The following is a 19,834-nucleotide window of genomic DNA, read 5'->3' on the forward strand; positions in this document are numbered from 1 at the left end:
GAATTCGACAGCGCCAGCATTGAAATTAACACCGAGGCGATGAACGTCAGGACAATCAGCATTAACTTGGTCCCCAGCGAGCTAATTGGGATAAGCGCGGTCAGCAGATGAAAAACGGAGTAGTGGAGAATATAGACGCCGGTCATCGTTTTACTGATAGTCGCCAGAATGGTCTCTTTAAACTCGCTGTTTTTACGAAACCGTACGCCATTGGCGGCAATCACCAGCGCCACCACCAAAATATAAATTTGTGATCCGGTAAGAATGAACGCATTTCTGTCAGCCTTAAAGAGGGCGAAGAAGAAATGGCGCTCGTAAAACCAGGTGAAGAGATAAATAAACGGAATGGCGATCATCGCGCCTTTCACTACTCTCTCACGGGTCAGCCAACTGGCGACCAGCGGATCGCTGAACAGCTGGCCGGTCAGGTAAAACAGCAACCAGGTCCACAAACGGTACTGAGGGGCCAGGCTCAGCGCATGAACATCAGGATATAGCGCGGACAGCAGATCGTAGCCATATGAGAGCAACAGCAGCGCAAATACCACGCCGAAGAATAGCGTGCGTCGCTGGCTGAGCCACTCGATAAGTGGATGAAAGGTGTAAATCACAATAAAGGCAAAAACAAACCACGGCTGGATAAGATAACCGCGCTGGTAGGGTTCCCAGAGATAGTACACCGTCATCCAGAACAGGAAGACGATAACTACGCTTTTGATTTTACCCATTTGCCACTGCGAATCGTGCCGCGATTGCGAATCCAGATAGCCCGCCACCACAAAAAACAGCGGCGTGGCTATGGTCGAAATAAACGTCAGAAAACCGAGGACCCAGTGATAGTCGTAATCATATCGATCCCAGGTGTTGTAAATGGTGAAAAAGGTCACCGCTGTCATGCATCCCAGCGTTTTAATAATATTTAATCCGGTGGTGTTCATTATTGTGGCTTCATACCCTTAGAACCTGGTGGGATAGGCTCTTATTATGGAAACAGGCGTAAATCACTGGCAGAACCAGCAGCGTCAGAATAGTAGCAAAACCCAGACCAAACATAATCACCACCGCCATACTCTGGAAGAAGACATCCAATAATAAAGGGGCCAGACCGAGAACGGTGGTGAAGGCGGTCAGCAGAATAGGGCGCAGACGCGAGGTGGCGGCATAAATAATTGCTTCCTGCTGCGGTTTTTCCTGCTTCTGCTGCTCAATTTCCTCAACCAGCACGATGCCGTTACGAATCAACATCCCGCTCAGGCTAAGCAAGCCTATCAACGCCATAAAACCAAAGGGTATCCCGGTAAGCAAAAAGCCCGGGGTCACACCAATCAGCGCCAGCGGTACCGTCAGCCAGATGGCGACCGCATTTTTCAGTGAACTAAACATCAGCACAGTGATAACGAACATCACCAGATAGCCCAGCGGCAGGGTGGTGAACAACCCCTGCTGCGCCTCGCTGGAATTCTCCGCATCGCCGCCCCACTCAATACTGTAGCCGTGCGGCAGGGCGAGGGCATCGATTTGTGGCTTCACGCGGGCCAGAATATCGCCGGAAGTCTGGTTGCTTAATGGATCGGGATCGGTTTGTACCGTCAGCACACGGCTGCGGTCGCGGCGCAGGATCAAAGGATCTTCCCACTCGAGATTAAAGCCGCTGACCACGTTACTGAGCGGGATATACTGCTGGCGGTTTTGGCTCCAGACCAGCACATTATTCAGGTGGTTAGCATCCTGGCGCTCGGCGGCTGGTGGGCGAACCACCACCGGCAGCAGGTCAGCCCCTTCGCGATAGAGTCCCGCACGGCTACCGGAGAAATTCATCTCCAGCGCGTTATCGATATCCTGTTTATCTACTCCCAGTTCGCGGCCTAAGCTGGCGGAATATTGTGGGCGGATAACCTTGCTGCGGTTCTGCCAGTCGTTGCGCACGCCGTCGGTGGCCGGGTCTGCGGAGAGAATATCGCCCACCTGGCTGGCGAGCAGGCGCAGGCGGTCGGGATCCGGGCCTTTGATGCGCACTTCAATGGCGCTATCGCCGGAAGGGCCGAACATCACCCGTTTGCTGCTGGCATTAACCTGCGGATAGTTGCGCGCAATATAGCTGTCAACATGCTGCGTCAGAGTGTTAATACTGCGCTGGTCGTCCATGCGTACCATGATCTGCGCGTAGTTGCTGTATTGCCGTTGCCCGCTGTAGGTGAGGATAAAACGCATGCTGCCCTGACCAACGGTGGCGATGGTGGTGACAACGCCCGGCTGGCCGTTAATCGAGGTTTCAATATCGCTGGCCATCTTTTCGGTTGTCGCAATATCAGTGCCATAGGGAAGCCAGAGGTCAACAAAGAAGATAGGCGTGTTCGATGAGGGGAAAAAGTTCTGCCGCACCGAACCGAATCCCCATATCGAAGCTGCCAGCAGCGCCGCCATGACGGTCAGGGTGATCGCTTTGCGCATCAGTAGGGTGTGCAGAATCTGCTGATAAATGCGATAAAAGCGCCCGCTGTAGGGGTCGGTATCCGAGGTTTCAGCAGGTGGCTGTTGCCCTTTGAATAGCCACCATTTAATCAATACTGGCGTGATGGTTAACGCTGAGAACCAGCTCAGCATGAGTGAAATCAGCAGCACCTGGAACAGTGATTTACAGTATTCTCCGGTGGAGTCCTGCGACAAGCCAATCGGCGCAAAGGCGAGAATGGCAATCACCGTTGCCCCCAGCAGCGGCAGCGCCGAGCGGCGAATCACATAATTAATCGCCGTGAGCAGCGTCGAACCCTGCTGGCGGGCAATGAGTACCCCTTCGACGATGACGATGGCATTATCGACCAGCATACTCAGGGCGATAATCAGCGCCCCCAGCGAGATACGCTGTAGCTCGATGCCCCACAGATACATAATCAGCAGCGTGCCGAGCACGTTAAGCGCTAATGACAGGGCAATAATGATACCGCTGCGCACGCCCATAAAGATCAGCAACACGCCGACGACAATGGCCAGTGCCATCAGGAAGTTAGTAATAAAGCCGTTCACCGAGTGAGCCACTTCCGCAGCCTGGTCATAGAACAGGTCTATCTTAATCCCCGCCGGTTTTTCCGCCGACATCTGATCCAGTTTGCTTTCCAGCGCGCGACCAACGTCAATGACGTTGACGCCGGGGATAAACGACACCCCCATGGTGACCGCCTGGCGGCCATTGGCGTGATAAATGCTGGAAGGGGATTCGCTGAGCCCGCGCGATAGCGTGGCAATATCGCGTAATCGCGTCGCTGAACCCGAGCCGTGTGGGCTGATTAACAAATCACCCAGCTCGTCGATATTTTCAAACTCCCCCGTTGGATGCAGGCGAATTGACTCACTGCCGGATTTAATCTCACCGGCATTAGACACTACGTTCAAACGGCTGAGGATTGCCGCCAGTTGGTTGAGCGTGATGCCGCGTGCGGTCATTTTTGCCAGCGAGATATCGATATTGATTTGTTGCGGGATCGCACCGCCGATAGCGACTTTGCCAACGCCGGGAACCAGCACCAGTTCGCGCCTGAGCTGCTCGGCGTAGCGGACCAGCTCAGGGTTGGTAAAGCTCTCGCCGGAGATAGCAAAGAAGAAGCCAAAGACATCGCCAAAATCGTCGTTCACAAAGGGGGAGGCCACGCCGGGCGGGAACATCCGGGCGGCGTCTCCTACCCGACGGCGCAGTTCATCCCAGATTTGCGGCAGTTCGCTGGAGTGATAATTCGAGGCGATATTGACGGTGATTTGCGACAGACCATTGGAGGAAATTGAGCTGACGTTGTCCAGATAGGGCAGCTGTTGCAGCGCGTTCTCCAGCGGCAGGGTGACTTCTTCCTCAACTTGCTGCGCCGATGCTCCCGGATAGTGGGTTATGACCACGGCGGTCTTGATGGTAAACGCCGGGTCTTCAAGGCGACCGATATTCAGCAGGGCGAAAATACCCCCGATGCCCAGCAGTAAAATAGTCAGCCAGACGCGAATCGGGTTGTTAATAAACTGGCGAGAGATATCCATTACAAACCTCGTTCACGCGTCCAGATTCGAACCGGTTGCTGCGCATGCAGTTCACTGACGCCTGCCGCCACGACGCGTTCGCCGACGCTGAGCCCTTCGGTAATGACCACTCCCTGAGAGGTGACCTGGCCGACGCCAACTTTCCTGTCCTCAAGCTGTAGCTGTTCGCCTTCGCCTTTAACCACCCAGACGTGGGGCTCATTGCGCTGGCGATTATCCGGATTAAATACTGCTTCAACCGGCACCACGACGGCTTTATCGCCCGCGCTGGCGGGCAGGTTTGCCAGATTGACCGTCACGGTCCCACTCACGCCGCCCACTGACGGGAAATCGGCCGGGCGCGGCATGGTTAAAATGATCTGCCAGGTCAGAGTGTTGCTGTCGCTGCTACCGGTATGTTCTTTATATTCGGCGGTGAACTGGCGGTCCGGCATGGAGTTGATTTTCACCACCGGACGATACTGCGCATTGCGGATATCAATAGTCGTAAAAAGATTCTCCGGAATGCTGAACACCACGTCGAGCAGATCGGTTCTCGTCAGGGTGACGATCGGCTGTCCGGCGGCGACAACCTGGTGATTACGGATCGGGACGCTGGCGGCAATACCGCTAAACGGCGCGGTGAGCGTCATTTGGCTTAGCTCTTCGCGGGCGATTTTTAGCGCGGCGTTAGCGGAATCACGGTTGGCCTGCTGGATATCCATTTCCGCTTTTGAAATGGCCTGGCGGCCGGCCAGCGTCTGGAAGCGGTCGAACTGTCGCTGAGCGAGGGTTGCAGCGGTCTGCCGTTCGTTGACGCGTTGCTGCGCTTCCCGAGCGTTGAGCCGGGCGAGCGTTTGCCCCTGAGAAATACTGGCTCCCTGACGCACATCAAGGGATTCAATCTGTCCACCGCGTTTGAACGACAGATCGGTAGAATCTCCGGATTCAATACGGGCAGGAAAAATGCGCTGCTGTGAATCACCAATGGCGACGACATTCGCAACTTTTACCATCCGCGGCAGCGGGGTAACTTGCGGTGTTTTCTGATCGCAAGCCGTTGTTATTAAAATAACAACGGGAATGAGAGAAAAATAACGGTTCACTGTATTCCCCTCGGTGCTAAAGGTTTTATTTTACATATTTTTCACAAATGCCGACTTTATTCAGCCAGCGCTGAGACCACTAAATAGGTAAATAACCCGGAAGCCGTACAGGCGATTATTGCCAGGGCAATAAACAGGCTCAGGCGAAACAGGCTGTAGCCGAACATTGCTCCTCCTCTGGTATCAACATTGTGCTAAGTAAATTCTTATCTGCATAATTATTGAGTGGTTTTTAGAGGGCGCGAAGGCCTCTGATAATGAGCATAGTCGTTGAAAAACGGAAATGTTAAAAAGAGTAAAATTTGCGGTAATGTTGACGATTTTGCTGTGTTTTTAGTCGAATTGTCTAAGTGCACCTGACTCTGTGATATTTTTCAATATATTAATTGGCATCTTAATAATGTTAATCGCCGTGTGCTACGTTTAATTATACCCATCATACTTCGAGTCGAGATTTCTTCCTCAGCGCCATTGTCTGCGCTGTTTTCACCACCTTTTTTATAGGTAATAAAAGGATTGTCTCTATGTATAAAAATATCCTCGTCCCGGTTGATGTGTTTGAAACCGGCCTTGCGGACAAGGCTTTGTCCCATGCTCAATTCCTCGCGCAAAGCTCCTCCGGGCAGATTCATTTACTCAACGTCATCCCGACATTTTCTCCTGCACTAACGCGCGGATTTATTTCCGATGCGCGAAAAATGGAAGACTATCTGGTTAATAATTCAAAAGAAAAACTTGCCGAACTCATCAATAAACTCTCTCTGAAGGAAAGCGATGTCCAGATTCATGTTCGTAGCGGCAACGTCCGCGATGAAGTGACGAAACTGGCAGATGAACTGAAGGTGGATGTGGTGATCATTGGCTCACGCAATCCCAATATTCAAACCCATCTGTTGGGGTCAGAGGCGGCAAGTATCGTGCGTTATGCCCATGTGCCAGTTTTTGTGGTGCGCTAAGGGCAGCCTGAGGCTGCCCTGATTTCCGTTACAGGAGTGAGGAGATAACTATGAATACAGAAAAACCGGGCGGCCCGTTTTATCAGCTCTCCGTGGATGAAACCCTGACCAGCACCAACAGCACTCCCGATGGCATCAGCAGCGCTGAAGCGACGGCGCGATTACAGCAGTACGGTGAAAATGCGCTACCGCAAAAAGCGGGCAAACCGGCATGGTTGCGTTTTCTGGCGCATTTTAATGATGTGCTGATTTACGTCTTGCTGGCGGCGGCGCTGCTGACGGCGGTGATGGGCCACTGGGTCGATACTTTGGTGATCCTCGGCGTGGCGGTGATCAACGCCCTGATTGGTCATATTCAGGAGAGTAATGCGGAAAAATCGCTCCAGAGCATTCGCAATATGCTCTCCAGCGAAGCGGTGGTGGTTCGTCAGGGGAATCATGAAACCATTCCGACCACGGCGCTGGTCCCCGGCGATATCGTGGTGATCCGCGCCGGCGACCGCATTCCTGCAGACCTGCGGGTTATCGAAGCGCATAACCTGCGCGTGGAAGAGGCGATTCTGACCGGTGAATCAACGGTGGTGGAGAAAAGTACCGAAGCGCTTAGCGGCGAACTGCCGTTGGGTGACCGGACGAACCTGTTGTTCTCAGGCACCACGGTAAGCTCCGGCGGCGGCAAAGGCCTGGTGGTGGCGACCGGCGGCGATACCGAACTGGGCCATATTAACCAGATGATGGCGGATATCGAGAAACACCGTACTCCGCTGTTGGTGCAGATGGATAAGCTCGGCAAAGCGATCTTTATCATCATTCTGGTGATGATGGCTGCGCTATTCGTCTTTAGCCTGCTGTTCCGCGATATGCCGGTTTCTGAACTGATGCTGTCGCTGATTAGCCTTGCGGTGGCGTCGGTACCGGAAGGGCTGCCGGCGATTATCTCGATTATCCTCTCGCTTGGCGTGCAAACCATGGCTCGCCAGAAGGCGATTATCCGCAAGCTGCCGACGGTCGAAACCCTCGGGGCGATGACGGTTATTTGCTCGGATAAAACCGGGACGCTGACCATGAACGAGATGACGGTTAAGGCCGTTATCACCGCCGATAAAGTCTATCGGGTGGAAGGGGACAGCTACGAGCCGGTGGGGAATATTCATCCGATCGATGAGCCGGATCCGATAACCGTCGCGCCGGGCACGCTGCTGGAGCGCTATCTGCGCACCATCGACCTGTGTAACGACAGCCAGCTAATCAAAGATGAAAGCGGGTTGTGGAAAATCACTGGCGGCCCTACGGAAGGGGCGTTGAAGGTGCTGGCGGCGAAAGTGACGCTTCCACCGGCGAGCACCGAATTGCGCAGTAAGATCCCCTTTGATTCGCAATACAAATATATGTCGACGCTGTACCGCATCGGCAATGAAGAGACGATTTTAATTACCGGTGCGCCAGATGTGCTGTTCCGCTTGTGTCAGCATCAGCAAACCGACCATGGGCTGGAGCCGCTGGACCAACCGTATTGGGAAGCGAAAATTGAAGAGTACGCGCGGGAAGGGCTGCGAATGGTGGCGGCAGCGTGGAAACCGGCGTCTGACGGGCAAACCGAACTCACCCATCAGGATTTGCAGCAGGGCGTCATTCTGCTGGGGATCGCCGGGATGATGGATCCGCCGCGACCGGAGGCCATTACCGCTATCGGCGACTGCCTGCAGGCGGGGATCCGCGTGAAAATGATCACCGGGGACCACCCGCAAACGGCGATGAGTATCGGCAAGATGCTGGGGATCGGCAACGCCGGGAACGCCATTACCGGGCGCGAGCTGGAGGTGATGGATGATATCCAGCTTAGTGAAGCGGCGCAGAAATTCGATATTTTTGCCCGCACCAGTCCGGAAGATAAGTTCCGTCTGGTCCAGGCGCTGCAAAGCAGGAAAGAGGTGGTCGGGATGACCGGCGATGGGGTGAACGACGCCCCGGCGCTGAAGCAGGCTGATGTTGGTATCGCGATGGGCATCAAGGGCACCGAAGTGACCAAAGAGGCCGCTGATATGGTGCTGACCGATGATAACTTCGCCACCATCGCCAGTGCGGTCAGGGAAGGGCGGCGGGTTTACGATAACCTGAAGAAAACTATCCTGTTTATTATGCCGACCAACCTGGCACAGGGATTGTTAATCATTATCGCGCTGCTGGCGGGGAATTTGATTCCGCTGACGCCGGTATTGATTTTGTGGATGAACATGGCGACGTCGGCCACGCTGTCGTTTGGTCTGGCGTTCGAAGCCGGTGAAAAGAACATCATGCGGCGTCCGCCGCGCGATCCTAAGCTGCATGTGATGGACGGCTTTGCCATCTGGCGGGTAATTTTTGTCGGTTCGATGATCGCCGTGAGCGCCTTTGTGCTGGAGGCCTGGCTACAGCCGCGAGGCTACTCACCTGAGTTTATCCGCACCGTACTGTTGCAGACGCTGGTCACCGCGCAGTGGTTTTATATGCTCAACTGCCGGGTGGCGGATGGTTTCTCACTGAGCAAAGGGCTGCTGGCGAACCGGGGTATCTGGATTGTCAGCGGCGTGTTGCTGGTGCTGCAGCTGCTGATTATCTACGCGCCGTTTATGCAGATGCTGTTCGGTACCGAAGCGCTGCCGTTCCGCTACTGGGTGATCACCTTTATTATCGGTTTTGTGATGTTCCTGATTGTAGAAATTGAGAAGCCGCTGACGCGCAAGTGGCGCACGGCCTGAGTCATTCCCGGAGGTGGTGCTGCGCACCTGTCCGGGCTACAAAACCGCATACCGCAGGGGCTGTAGCCCGGTCAGGCGCAGCGCGCCGCCACCGGGAAGATAATCTACGTCAGACAAAGAACACGATCTTAATGGATCAATCTTTGCGTTTAACCGGGTTGTTGCGATAGGCCGTCAGCTTCGCGCGCATACAACTGCTGCTCGGGAAGAGCCTGTTCCCGCCGTGTCCCGTACTGAGTTAGCCCTGCGTTTAAATACGTTGCTTCAAAAACGTATTTAATTCTCTGACGATACACTCGGGTTCATCGACCAGAGGCATATTGTCCATATCCGCAATTGCGTCTACTTTTTGCGAATTATCAGACTGCAATGCGGCAAATAATGGCGTGAAATCGGGTTGCTCCGGGCCGCGCTCAGCTACCAGCTCAAAGGTTTTATTGATTGCCGCGTCGTTGGTCAGGGCTGAAACGAGAACTTTGGCAATTTGTTTTCGCGAGATTACGCCATCGTCCGGGGTGCCAGCATGGCGGCGATCGCCCTGTAGCATCAGTAACTTAAGCTCATTCTCATGGTTGTAATCGAACCAGCCCGGCCTGACGATGGTGTAGGGATGACCGCTGGCCCTCAGCAGGCGCTCGGCCCGACGCTTCCAGTCATGCACTTCCGTGCGCTGGTTAAATGAACTGAGCCGCTCGGTGACGCCGATGGTGGTCATCAGCGCAATTCGCACCTGGGTTGATTTAAGCAGCTTCAGGATATTGCGCACGCCGCCGTAGTCTATCGCCCGGGCGCCAATACGTCCCTGACCATCGGAGCCAAGGGTGAAGATGACGGCATCAATATCTTTCACCACATCCGTTAAGGTCTCCGGCATGGAGACGTCGCCGTAGACAACCTGCGCGTCGCGGGGGAGCAGTTTGACTTTGCGCCGATTTCTGACCAACGCTATGGGCTGATGGCCCATTTCGATCGCGGTTTCAACGACGTGAAGACCGATACTGCCCGTCGCGCCTGCAATGAGTATTTTCATGAGTAATCCTGGGTTCAATTCAGAGATAAATGCGTTAAAAACAGGATATCAATTGCCATTATGCAGAGTAACGAGGCTAAAATGATTGCGTCTATGAATCGCCTTCATAAGTTCTGCGTGCGGGCAATCAAGTTAACTAAGGAGCCCACCGATGCTTAAAGAGAACTTCAACGAACTGCAGATCTTTCTGAGCGTTGCGAGGGAGCGAAGCTTTACCAAAGCGGCGGGTAAGCTTGGCGTTTCGCAATCGGCGCTTAGCCACGCGATAAAGGGTCTGGAGGAGCGTTTAGACATCCGTCTTTTGACCCGAACCACCCGTAGCGTCGCGCCGACCGAAGCCGGTGAGCGCATTATTGCCTGCCTGGAGCCGCGCATTGCCGATCTGGAACAGGAACTGGAAGCCGTTATTCAGCTCAATCGCGCGCCATCCGGCAATATTCGGCTCTCGGCAGGCGAACACTCCGCGCGCAGTCTGGTATGGCCGAAGCTTAAGCCTTTTCTCAAGGAGTATCCGGAAATCAACGTTGAGCTGGTGGCGGATAATGGCTTTGTGAATATTGTGGAGGGGCGTTTTGACGCCGGTATCCGCCTTGGCGAAAGCGTCGATAAAGATATGATCGCCGTGAAAATCGGCCCGGATATGCGCATGGCGCTGGTGGGTTCACCCGGCTATTTCGCGGAACATAAAATTCCCCAAACTCCGCATGAACTACAAAATCATCGCTGTATCAACATGCGTCTGCCGACCGCCGGAGGACTCTATCACTGGGAGTTTGAGCGGGACGGAAAGCCGCTACGCGTCAGGGTGGAGGGGCAGCTGACGTTCAATCTGCTATCGGAAAGAATTGACGCGGCCCTGTCCGGGTTCGGTATTGCCTGCGTGCCGGAGGATACGATTGAGGGTCTGGTGAAATCAGGAGATCTGATTCAGGTTCTCGATGAGTGGTGCCCCTCTTTTCCGGGATATTACCTTTATTATCCCAGCCGTAAACAGCACCCACCGGCCTTTGCCCTGCTGATTGATGCGCTGCGTTATTCTGAGTAAACGGCCTGCGGCAACCCGCAGGCCGAATTTAACCTTAACGCCCGACACGGGCCATTAAGGCGGCAGGGTAGCGCTCGCCGACGATTTTCACCGTTTCCAGCGCTTGGGTGATTTTACGCAAATCCTCCGCTGAAAGGACGAGTTCAGCAGCGCCCAGATTCTCTTCCAGCCGATGCAGCTTGGTGGTGCCGGGGATCGGCACAATCCATGGTTTTTGCGCCAGCAGCCAGGCCAGCGCAATCTGCGCCGGAGTTACGCCTTTTTCGGCGGCCAACTGGCCAAGCAGGGTGACTAGCTGTTCATTGGCTGCAATAGCCTCGGCGGCAAAACGTGGCACTTTGCTTCTGAAATCATCTTCACCGAACGTGGTACCGGCTTTGATTGCGCCGGTTAAAAAGCCTTTGCCCAGCGGGCTGAACGGCACAAAGCCAATCCCCAGCTCTTCCAGTACCGGCAGGATCGCCTGCTCAGGCTCGCGCCACCACATTGAGTATTCGCTTTGCAGCGCGGCAACCGGCTGCACGGCATGGGCGCGGCGAATGGTTTGCGCGCCCGCTTCAGAAAGGCCGAAGTGTTTAACCTTACCTTCGGCAATCAGGTCTTTCACCACGCCGGCAACGTCCTCAATCGGCACATCGGGGTCAACGCGGTGCTGGTACAGTAGGTCAATGACGTCGGTTTTCAGACGACGCAGCGAGCCTTCGACGGCTTCGCGGATATGTTCCGGGCGGCTGTTTAAAATCTGCTGCTTGTTGTCATCGCCGAAGGTAAAGCCAAATTTGGAGGCGATCACCACCCGGTCGCGGAACGGTTTTAACGCTTCGCCGACCACTTCTTCATTCAGATACGGACCGTACACTTCGGCGGTATCGAAGAAGGTTACGCCGCGCTCAACGGCGGCACGAATCAGTTCGATGGCCTGACGGGTATCGGTGGCCGGGCCATAGCCGTGGCTCAGGCCCATACAGCCCAGGCCGAGTGCCGAGACTTCAAGCCCGGACTGACCAAGAAAACGTTTTTGCATTGCGTTACATCTCCGTGGGTTTCTGATTAAACGTCCAGCTTACGACCGGCAAGCCATTCCACTCGGGCGGGGTCGCGATGCGAGAAGAAGGCGCTGGTGGCGGTGTCGATGGCGGTAATGTGCAGCATTTCGTCGGCGCTCAGTTCGAAGTCCAGCACGTTAATATTTTCGGCCATGCGCTCTTTACGTACGGTTTTCGCCAGCGAGACGATGCCGCGCTGGAAGATCCAGCGCAGGACGACCTGGCCGACGCTTTTGCCATATTTTTCGCCAATGGCGGTTAACTCCGGATGCTGAAACAGACCGTTTTTGCCTTCAGCAAAAGGTGCCCACGCTTCAGGCTGAATGCCGCGGGTTAGCATCCACGGCACGGTGTGGAGCTGCTGATTAAACGGGTTCACCTCAACTTGGTTGACAGCCGGTACCACTTTATTGAAGGCGATCAGGTCAGCGAGGCGGTCCGGGTGGAAGTTGCTCACGCCAATAGCGCGAATTTTCCCGGCCTGCTGTAGATCCTCCATGGCGCGCCATGCACCGTGAACGTCGCCATAAGGCTGATGAATCAAATAGAGATCGACGTAATCCAACTGCAGGCGGTTTATCGAACGCTCAAACTGCGCTTTGGCACCTTCGTAACTGGCGTCCTGCATCCACAGTTTGGTGGTGACGAAAAGCTCATCGCGCTCAATGCCGCTCTGCTTGAGCGCGTTGCCGACCTGAGTTTCGTTCAGGTAGGAGGCGGCGGTATCAATCAGGCGGTAGCCTGTTTCAATCGCCTCGACAACGGCGCGCTCACACTCTGCGGCATCGGTCATCTGAAAGACGCCAAAGCCCAGCAGGGGCATTTCAATACCGTTGTTCAGTGTTACTGATTGCATGACGTTATCCTTCCTCTTTTGTGTCAGAGAAGCATAGCGCAGAGTGATTTATTCGATTAGAGGGCGTAATTTTCTAGGGTTAATTAGCAGGATTCATGAATTGGCGAACCCTGCTATTGCGAAACTTATGGCAACTGACGGTACTCTTCGTCAGCAACCGGCTCCAGCCATTGGTTGGATGCACCTTCAGCGGGAACCGCTACGGCGAGGTGGGCAAACCAGCTATCGGCGGTCGCGCCGTGCCAGTGTTTGACACCCGCAGGGATATTGACCACATCCCCGGCGGTCAGCTCACGTGCCGGTTGGTTCCACTCCTGATACCAGCCGCGTCCGCCCGTCACCAGCAGGATTTGTCCGCCCTTATGGTGAATATGCCAGTGGTTACGACAACCTGGCTCAAAGACCACGTTGCCGATATTAACCCCTTCCGTGGAGAGCATGCTCAGGTAGCTGGTGCCCTGAAAATACTGCGCATAGGCTTCGTTTTTCTCCCCTTTAGGGAAGATACCGTTGCCGTCAAATTGTTCGTTCATGTTGTCTCCGCGTTTTAATTTAAGCGTCCCGACGTTGTTCATCGGGATCCACTGTGTAAAGTGTAATGAAAGCCTGATTAAATGATAAGATGCCCAAATATGAATGCACTGGTGCAAAAAATTCACCAATTATGAGTAAAGAAAAATTAAACGATTTACAGGCTTTTGTGACGGTGGCCCAGGAGCGCAGTTTTACCCGAGCGGCGGCTGTACTGGGCATCTCTCGTTCGGCGCTGAGCCATACGCTGCTGGGGCTGGAAGAGCGCCTGGGCGTGCGGTTATTAATCCGTACCACGCGTAGCGTCTCACCAACCGATGCCGGGAACCGCTTGCTGGCCGTGCTAGCACCGCGTCTGGATGAGATTGAGACGGAATTGATCTCGCTGCGTGCTTCACGTGATAAGCCTGCCGGAACGGTGCGTATTACCGCCAACGATCATGCTATCGTCACCGTACTCTGGCCCCGACTTCAGCCTTTATTAAATGAACACCCCGATATCAACATTGAATTCAGCGTTGGCTATGAACTGACCGATATTGCGGCCCAACGCTTTGATGCGGGGGTGCGGATGGGCGATCAGGTGGACAAAGACATGATTGCGGTGCGCATTACCCCCGATGTGCCGATGGCGGTGGTTGCAGCACCCGGTTATCTTTCCGGTAGGGCGGCGGTGACGCGCCCTGAAGATCTGATGGCGCATAACTGCATTAATCTGCGGTTGCCCACCCACGGCGCGCTGTATGCCTGGGAGTTTGAAAAGGGCAGTCAAAAAATTAACGTTCGGGTCGATGGGCAAACCGTTTTTAACAATACCTTTTTGATGATTCAGGCGGCGCTGGACGGGGCAGGTATCGCCTATGTGCCCCGCGATTTAGTGGCGGAAGATATCGCCACTAAATCGCTGATACCCTTGCTTGCCGACTGGTGCCCGCATTTCCCGGGGTACTATCTTTATTACCCTGGTCGCCAGCATCTCCCGGCGGCGTTTACGCTGGTGGTTGACGCTTTGCGCTGGCATCGACGGGATTGATCAGCTGGACAACGCCTGCTGTAGCGCATGGTCAGCACGCATAGCCGCTTCGCTTTCGCCATTTTCTCGTAGCACCTGCGCCAACTGGCGTAGCTGCTCGGCAGTGAGTCCAACCCGCAGACTGGCCCGCGTGTGCGACAGCAGCTGCGATTCCACGCCCGGCGTAGCGGCGAGCGCGCCAACTGTTGCCAGCTCTCGGCTCTGCCAGTCGAGGTTGTCGCGGGCAAAGATATCGCCAAATAGATGCGTTTGTAGGAACTGATTAATCACCGGGGCAAATTCAAAAAGCGGCCCCTGTACCGGTGCGCCTGAGATTTTGGTCTGGTTTGCGGTACCCACGGCGCGCAGTTCCGCGCCGACGGGAATTGGGCTGACCGGCTCTTTTCCTTCGATGTCATTGATGCCGCGTTGTTTACGCGTTTCAACCACCTTCATCAATTCACTCAATCCGTTAAGGCTGCGAGGGAAGCCGGTGTAGGCATAGAGCTGGACGAGGATTTCTTTGGTTTCGTTAATCGTGAGCCCGGCATCCAGACCCTGATTTAGGGCTGCGTTCAGCTTGTCCATCTGGCTGCTGGCCATTGATGCGGCGATCAGCGGGATCGCCTGCTGGCGAGCAGATAGCGTAGTGGAGGCGGTTTGTTGGTTCTCCATCGTAGAGGCTCCTTGCGTCGTCGGGGCTGCATTTACCGAAAGGCTACAACCAAAAATCAACAATGCCGCTGCCGTTAGCGTTTTAATGCGCGTGGTATTGTTCATCCGTCACTTTCTCCATCCATTCAACGTTTTTACCCGCGACCGTACCCGTTACGGTCAGATGCGTTATCGCGCTGCCGGGCGCGGCTCCATGCCAGTGCTTAACCCCTGGCGGGCATACCACGACATCGCCGGGACGGATGGTTTGCACGGGTTGTCCTTCCTCCTGAGTCAGGCCGACGCCGGAGGTCACGATCAGCCGTTGACCGGCAGGATGGGTGTGCCAGGCAGAACGCGCGCCGGGCTCAAAGGTAACGTATGCGCCGGAGGCGCTGATGTCTTTGTCGGCGCTGAATAACGGGTCGACCCGCACGCGTCCGGTAAAGTTTTCAGCGGGGCCTGCCATCGCGCTTTGGCTCCCGGCAGGCGTAATCTGCACCGAGGCGTTTTGCCCCTCGGTTAATGAAGAGAAAGCGACAAACGGCAGTAACAGCGCGAGATAACCTAATTTTCCAATCATGCAGGGCGTCCTTTTATGTCAATGAAGGGGGTACTGCGTTGCGATAATTCTAATGGGCGTTCCATGTCGTCAGGCTGACGGTTGGCTGACATTGTTGTCAGTTGGCGGTGTGAGGGCGAAGGTGAGGCCAAAGGTATTGTGGCCCTCTTCGCTGCGCGCAAAAACCTCGCCCCGGTGCATAATAGCCACGGCATGAACGATTGAGAGGCCTAGTCCGTGATGGGTATCGCTCTTAGCGCGAGAAGCATCAACGCGATAAAAACGTTCAAAATGGCGATGTAAATGGGCAGAGGCGATCGGCTCGCCGGGGTTCGATACCGCGACACAAGCCTGATTTTGACTTTCGCTTAAGCGAACGATAATCGTACTGCATGGTGGCGCGTGCCTTGCGCTGTTTTCCAGCAAATTAGCCAGTGAACGGTGGAACAAACGCCGATCGATATGGGCGGAGGCATCGCCTTCGATCTCCAGCGTGAGCTGTTTTTCAGCGAAGGAGGGTTCCACGTATTCTGCCGTTTTCAGCGTCTCTTCACGTAGCGAGACGCGGCTTAACTGCACGGCATGAACACCGGCGTGGGCATGTGACAGGAACAGCATGTCGTTAACGATTGACGTCATCCGCTCAAGTTCTTCGAGGTTTGAACCCAGCAGTTCTTCAAGTTCATCATGTGAGCGTCGGCGCGATAGTCCGAGCTGTGTTTGACCAATCAGGTTGGTGAGTGGGGTACGTAGCTCGTGGGCTACGTCGGCGTTAAAGCTTTCAAGTTGCCGCCAGGCAATTTCCTGACGTTCCAGCACACCATTAAATGACCGTGCCAGCTGCTGCAACTCCTCAGGCAGTGCGGTGCTATCGAGCCGCTGACTATGATCGCCCGGTGCCAGATGCTGCGCTTGCTGACTTAGGGCGCTAACCGGGCGCAGGCCAATTCTGGCGACCATGTATCCCAGCAGCGCGACAATAACCACACCCAGTGCGGTAATAATCAGCAACGTGCGCGTGAACGCCTCCAGCGTGCCCATGTATGGTGTGGAATCGATGGCGACCACATAGCGTAGCGCCGGTCTTTCACCGTTGGCGGGGATCGTTTTGACCAGCAGAAAAAGCGAACATGCGCCTTGCGAAGCGCCGGGCATTTTATTGAAACCCTCCGTCAGCGAAGACCACTGAACCCCGAAGGGGGGCGCTCCGCCCACGTTAAAATGAGGGTTATCGCTGACTATCCAGTAGCGAACCCGCTCGCCTTCAGAGTTGGCCAGAACGGTAAATTTACTGGCAAGCGTAGACCAGCCGTCAGCTGAGGTGCGCGATACGATCCACGGGCTCATTAATGATTCGCGAAACAGTAGCTCGTTATGCATCTGTTTTTGCAGTGAGTCATGCAGCGAGCTTCGCAGCAAAATGCCGATGGTCGAGACGATCATTAGGGCGGACAACGCGAACATCAACGCCAGATGTACCGAGATGGCGCGCTTAAACATGTTTTTCCATTACTTCTTCAGGCCTGGCTTCAAGAACATAGCCCATGCCGCGCACGGTATGCAGTAGCTTGATCCCGAACGGCGCATCAACTTTGGCACGCAGGCGTTTGATGGCGACTTCCACGACGTTCGCGTCGCTGTCGAAATTCATATCCCAGACCTGCTCGGCGATCATCATTTTGGACAGGATCTCCCCCTGGTGACGGGCCAGCAGGCTGAGCAGGGAAAACTCTTTGGCGGTCAGTTCCAGGCGAGTTTCGGCGCGCAATACCCGGCGAGCCAGCAGATCCAGGTGTAGATCGTGTATTTGCAACTGCGTAATATCTGTGCCGTTGGCTGAGCGGCGACGCACTAGCGCCTGAATGCGCGCGACCAGTTCAATCAGGGAAAAGGGTTTGGGCAGATAATCATCGGCACCCAGGCGTAGGCCTTTAACTCGCTCATCGACGGACCCCCGGGCGGATAGCATGAGTACTGGGGTTTGTTTACTGGTGCGAAGGTTTTCCAGTACCCGGTAACCGTCCATGCCCGGCAGCATGACATCAAGGATTATCGCGTCGTAGTCGAACTCCTGCGCGTAGTGCAGGCCTTCGGCACCATCGGCAGAAACATCGACCGTGAACCCCGATTCGCCCAGCGCGCGCGTCAGGTAGCTTGATGTTTTTTCTTCGTCTTCCACTAACAGCAGGCGCATAGCAATCCTGTCCTTATCCGTTTTTTAAGGGGGCTTCGACATCGGAATAAACCTGTACCGCATCGGGTAGCCTTTGGCCTTTGATGGTTATGGCATCCAGTGAACGGGTGAGCTCGGTCATTTCAGCGTTTGAAGGCGCTTGCCGGTCTGCTGATCGATGTTCCAGGCAAACTTGGTGGCGATAACAGTTTTGTCGCGAAAAGGGGCCACACCTTCGCCGAGGATTTTTTCAACTTCAAACGGGCCGTAGGCTTCCGCCGCATCAAATAGCGTGATGCCGCGATCGAAGGCCTGGCGAATGATATTCACCATCTCCGGCCGCCAGGGCACGGAAGTGTCGTATTTACGGCTCATGTTCTGTACGCCCAGACCGATAGCGGACACTTCGAGGTAGCCCAGTTTGCGTTTATCCGGTGCGGCAGAGTGCAGGTTGCTTTGACCTCCGGCGCTAGCGGTTTTTTCTGTCGCGTAAACGTGAGAGACCAGCGAGGCTGCAGCGACCCCGGCCCCCGCAATCAGCAATTTACGCCGTGCTGGCATAGAAGGGACGTCTGCGTCGTTGGTGAATCGTTGTTTATTGCTCATGAAAGGCTCCTTTTCTCGGTAGTTTGGCCTGCGCTTATTCTGACGCCCGCTTGCCAACATAAAGCTGACCGTTTCCTGACAGCGTTGTCAGAAACCTGTGCAAGATATTTCTGACAAAATTGTTATTCATTCGTCATGATGCTGACAGTTCTCTCTTCCTAATCTGAATACGTTATTTGCCATCGCCAGCCTGGTGAATTCAGGCCATTATTTATTCGGGAGAGATCATGAAAATTACGTTTTTAAATACCGTTTTACTGACGGCCATGATGAGTATTTCATCGGTGCATGCCGCTGATTACAAACAAAATCCTTTTACTCTGGTGTATGACGGAGCGATAACTGAAAATGTCAAAGGCAAGGTCAATATCCACCCGGTAAAATATGATCTGCACGGCATCCAGATTGCCGCCAATGTATACACCCCGGCCAATTACGATCCGGCTAAAAAATATCCGGCGGTGGTTGTTGCCCATCCTAATGGTGGCGTGAAAGAGCAGGTTGCCGGGTTATATGCTCAGCGCCTGGCGGAGCATGGATATATTACAATTACCGCCGATGCGGCTTATCAGGGAGCCAGCGGCGGTATGCCGCGCAGCGTGGATAAACCAGCTAATCGCATTGAGGATATTCACGGCATGGCTGACTATCTCAGCCAGTATCCCGGCGTTGATACCGCTCGTATTGGCCTACTGGGCATCTGCGGTAGTGGCGGCTATTCGCTAAAAGCGGCGCAGACCGATAAACGTTTTAAAGCGCTGGCGACGCTCAGTATGTTTGACTCCGGGCTGGTGCGCCGCAATGGCTATCAGGATTCACAGATTTCCACTATCCAGGAACGTCTGAAGCTGGCAAGTGACGCGCGTACCAAAGAAGTCACCACGGGTGAGGTCAGCTATTCCGGTGATGCTAACCTGACCGATGAACAAATCGCCAAACTCCCATTTGATCTGTATCGCCAGGGCTACGAGTACTACTGGAAAACCCATGCTCATCCGAACTCAACCTTCCGCTATACCACCAGCAGCCTGCTCGATTTAATGCGCTTTGATGCGCAAAGCAATATGGATCTTATCAACCAGCCGCTGCTGATGATGGCCGGTACCAAAGCAGATTCGCTGTATATGACCGAAAGCGCGTTTAAAAAGGCCACCGGTACCGCAAATAAAGAGCTGTTCCTTATCGACGGAGCGACGCATATCGAGACCTACTGGGTGCCGCGTTATGTCGACCAGGCCATGAGCAAGCTCGATAACTTCTTCGATAGCAATATTTAAGTCGTAAGGCCAGCCTCATCAGGAGGTTGGCCGTTTATGTTCTTGTCTGCATTCAGAGTAATGGAGTTGGCGGCTAAGATAATTACGTTCAATAAATAGGCGCTATGAGCATAATTCATTAAACGGGGTTTCGCGGTTTGTATTCAGAATGCGAGCTGTGAGTTTAAGGTGCGAAATGTTTGACGAGGGTTTGGATAGGGGAGCGAGCTGTTATGGCGTTGAAAAACAAAAAGCCTGCTTAGT

General features: G+C 54.4%; 17 protein-coding genes. 5 read left to right on the forward strand and 12 right to left on the reverse strand.

Annotation, left to right across the window (positions count from 1 at the left end; genetic code table 11):
* The 3 genes from QVF11_RS09040 to QVF11_RS09050 all read right to left on the reverse strand — a co-directional run.
* On the reverse strand, nucleotides 1-896 hold an 896-nt coding region (locus QVF11_RS09040; RefSeq protein WP_287856459.1), incomplete at its 3' end, for an acyltransferase.
* 52 nt (nucleotides 897-948) lie between these two features.
* A complete protein-coding gene (locus tag QVF11_RS09045; RefSeq protein ID WP_287856438.1) occupies nucleotides 949-4,020 on the reverse strand; it encodes an efflux RND transporter permease subunit in 3,072 nt (1,023 codons plus the stop codon).
* Entirely contained in the window at nucleotides 4,020-5,105 is a 1,086-nt protein-coding gene (locus QVF11_RS09050) for an efflux RND transporter periplasmic adaptor subunit (protein ID WP_287856440.1), read from the reverse strand. The genes QVF11_RS09045 and QVF11_RS09050 overlap by 1 nt, the downstream gene beginning before the upstream one ends.
* 524 nt (nucleotides 5,106-5,629) lie before the next feature.
* Between QVF11_RS09050 and QVF11_RS09055 the strand changes: the two genes are divergently transcribed.
* Both QVF11_RS09055 and QVF11_RS09060 read left to right on the forward strand, forming a co-directional pair.
* On the forward strand, nucleotides 5,630-6,061 hold the full coding sequence (locus QVF11_RS09055; RefSeq protein WP_112217292.1) for a universal stress protein: 432 nt from the start codon (nucleotides 5,630-5,632) through the stop codon (nucleotides 6,059-6,061).
* Between the two features lie 50 nt (nucleotides 6,062-6,111).
* Nucleotides 6,112-8,799, forward strand: a complete 2,688-nt coding sequence (locus QVF11_RS09060) for a cation-transporting P-type ATPase (protein ID WP_112217291.1) — start codon at nucleotides 6,112-6,114, stop codon at nucleotides 8,797-8,799.
* 250 nt (nucleotides 8,800-9,049) lie between these two features.
* Here the strand turns inward: QVF11_RS09060 and QVF11_RS09065 are convergent, their stop codons facing one another.
* Nucleotides 9,050-9,829, reverse strand: a complete 780-nt coding sequence (locus tag QVF11_RS09065) for an SDR family oxidoreductase (RefSeq protein ID WP_287856442.1) — start codon at nucleotides 9,827-9,829, stop codon at nucleotides 9,050-9,052.
* A gap of 151 nt (nucleotides 9,830-9,980) precedes the next feature.
* Between QVF11_RS09065 and QVF11_RS09070 the strand changes: the two genes are divergently transcribed.
* A complete protein-coding gene (locus tag QVF11_RS09070) occupies nucleotides 9,981-10,874 on the forward strand; it encodes a LysR family transcriptional regulator (protein WP_112217289.1) in 894 nt (297 codons plus the stop codon).
* Nucleotides 10,875-10,908: 34 nt separating this feature from the next.
* Here the strand turns inward: QVF11_RS09070 and QVF11_RS09075 are convergent, their stop codons facing one another.
* From QVF11_RS09075 to QVF11_RS09085, 3 genes are all read right to left on the reverse strand, one after another.
* Entirely contained in the window at nucleotides 10,909-11,898 is a 990-nt protein-coding gene (locus tag QVF11_RS09075; protein WP_142512867.1) for an aldo/keto reductase, read from the reverse strand.
* Nucleotides 11,899-11,924: 26 nt separating this feature from the next.
* Nucleotides 11,925-12,776, reverse strand: coding sequence for an aldo/keto reductase (locus QVF11_RS09080; protein WP_287856445.1), 852 nt, complete (start codon nucleotides 12,774-12,776; stop codon nucleotides 11,925-11,927).
* A 125-nt stretch (nucleotides 12,777-12,901) separates the two neighbouring features.
* Complete coding sequence (locus QVF11_RS09085) at nucleotides 12,902-13,309, reverse strand: cupin domain-containing protein (RefSeq protein WP_142512865.1); 408 nt, start codon at nucleotides 13,307-13,309, stop codon at nucleotides 12,902-12,904.
* Between the two features lie 128 nt (nucleotides 13,310-13,437).
* On the opposite strand from QVF11_RS09085, the gene QVF11_RS09090 reads away from it, so the two are divergent.
* Entirely contained in the window at nucleotides 13,438-14,340 is a 903-nt protein-coding gene (locus QVF11_RS09090) for a LysR family transcriptional regulator (RefSeq protein ID WP_112217304.1), read from the forward strand.
* Here the strand turns inward: QVF11_RS09090 and QVF11_RS09095 are convergent, their stop codons facing one another.
* The 5 genes from QVF11_RS09095 to QVF11_RS09115 all read right to left on the reverse strand — a co-directional run bounded on the left by QVF11_RS09095 (nucleotide 14,341) and on the right by QVF11_RS09115 (nucleotide 18,314).
* Nucleotides 14,341-15,099 (reverse strand): carboxymuconolactone decarboxylase family protein, encoded by a 759-nt coding sequence (locus QVF11_RS09095; protein WP_287856447.1) that lies wholly within the window; start codon nucleotides 15,097-15,099, stop codon nucleotides 14,341-14,343.
* Nucleotides 15,077-15,556: a (R)-mandelonitrile lyase gene (locus QVF11_RS09100; RefSeq protein ID WP_287856449.1), complete on the reverse strand. Its 480-nt coding sequence runs from the start codon at nucleotides 15,554-15,556 to the stop codon at nucleotides 15,077-15,079. Before QVF11_RS09100 ends, QVF11_RS09095 begins: the two co-directional genes overlap by 23 nt.
* A gap of 69 nt (nucleotides 15,557-15,625) precedes the next feature.
* Nucleotides 15,626-17,035, reverse strand: coding sequence for a heavy metal sensor histidine kinase (locus tag QVF11_RS09105; protein WP_287856451.1), 1,410 nt, complete (start codon nucleotides 17,033-17,035; stop codon nucleotides 15,626-15,628).
* Nucleotides 17,028-17,729 carry a heavy metal response regulator transcription factor gene (locus QVF11_RS09110; protein WP_287856453.1) on the reverse strand — a complete coding sequence of 234 codons (702 nt, stop codon included), beginning with the start codon at nucleotides 17,727-17,729 and terminating at the stop codon, nucleotides 17,028-17,030. Before QVF11_RS09110 ends, QVF11_RS09105 begins: the two co-directional genes overlap by 8 nt.
* A gap of 117 nt (nucleotides 17,730-17,846) precedes the next feature.
* A complete protein-coding gene (locus tag QVF11_RS09115) occupies nucleotides 17,847-18,314 on the reverse strand; it encodes an aldo/keto reductase (protein ID WP_287856455.1) in 468 nt (155 codons plus the stop codon).
* Nucleotides 18,315-18,541: 227 nt separating this feature from the next.
* On the opposite strand from QVF11_RS09115, the gene QVF11_RS09120 reads away from it, so the two are divergent.
* Entirely contained in the window at nucleotides 18,542-19,591 is a 1,050-nt protein-coding gene (locus QVF11_RS09120) for an alpha/beta hydrolase (RefSeq protein ID WP_287856457.1), read from the forward strand.
* The last annotated feature ends 243 nt before the right edge of the window (nucleotides 19,592-19,834 follow it).

This window comes from Klebsiella sp., assembly GCF_027492335.1.
GTDB classification, from domain to species: domain Bacteria; phylum Pseudomonadota; class Gammaproteobacteria; order Enterobacterales; family Enterobacteriaceae; genus Klebsiella; species Klebsiella huaxiensis.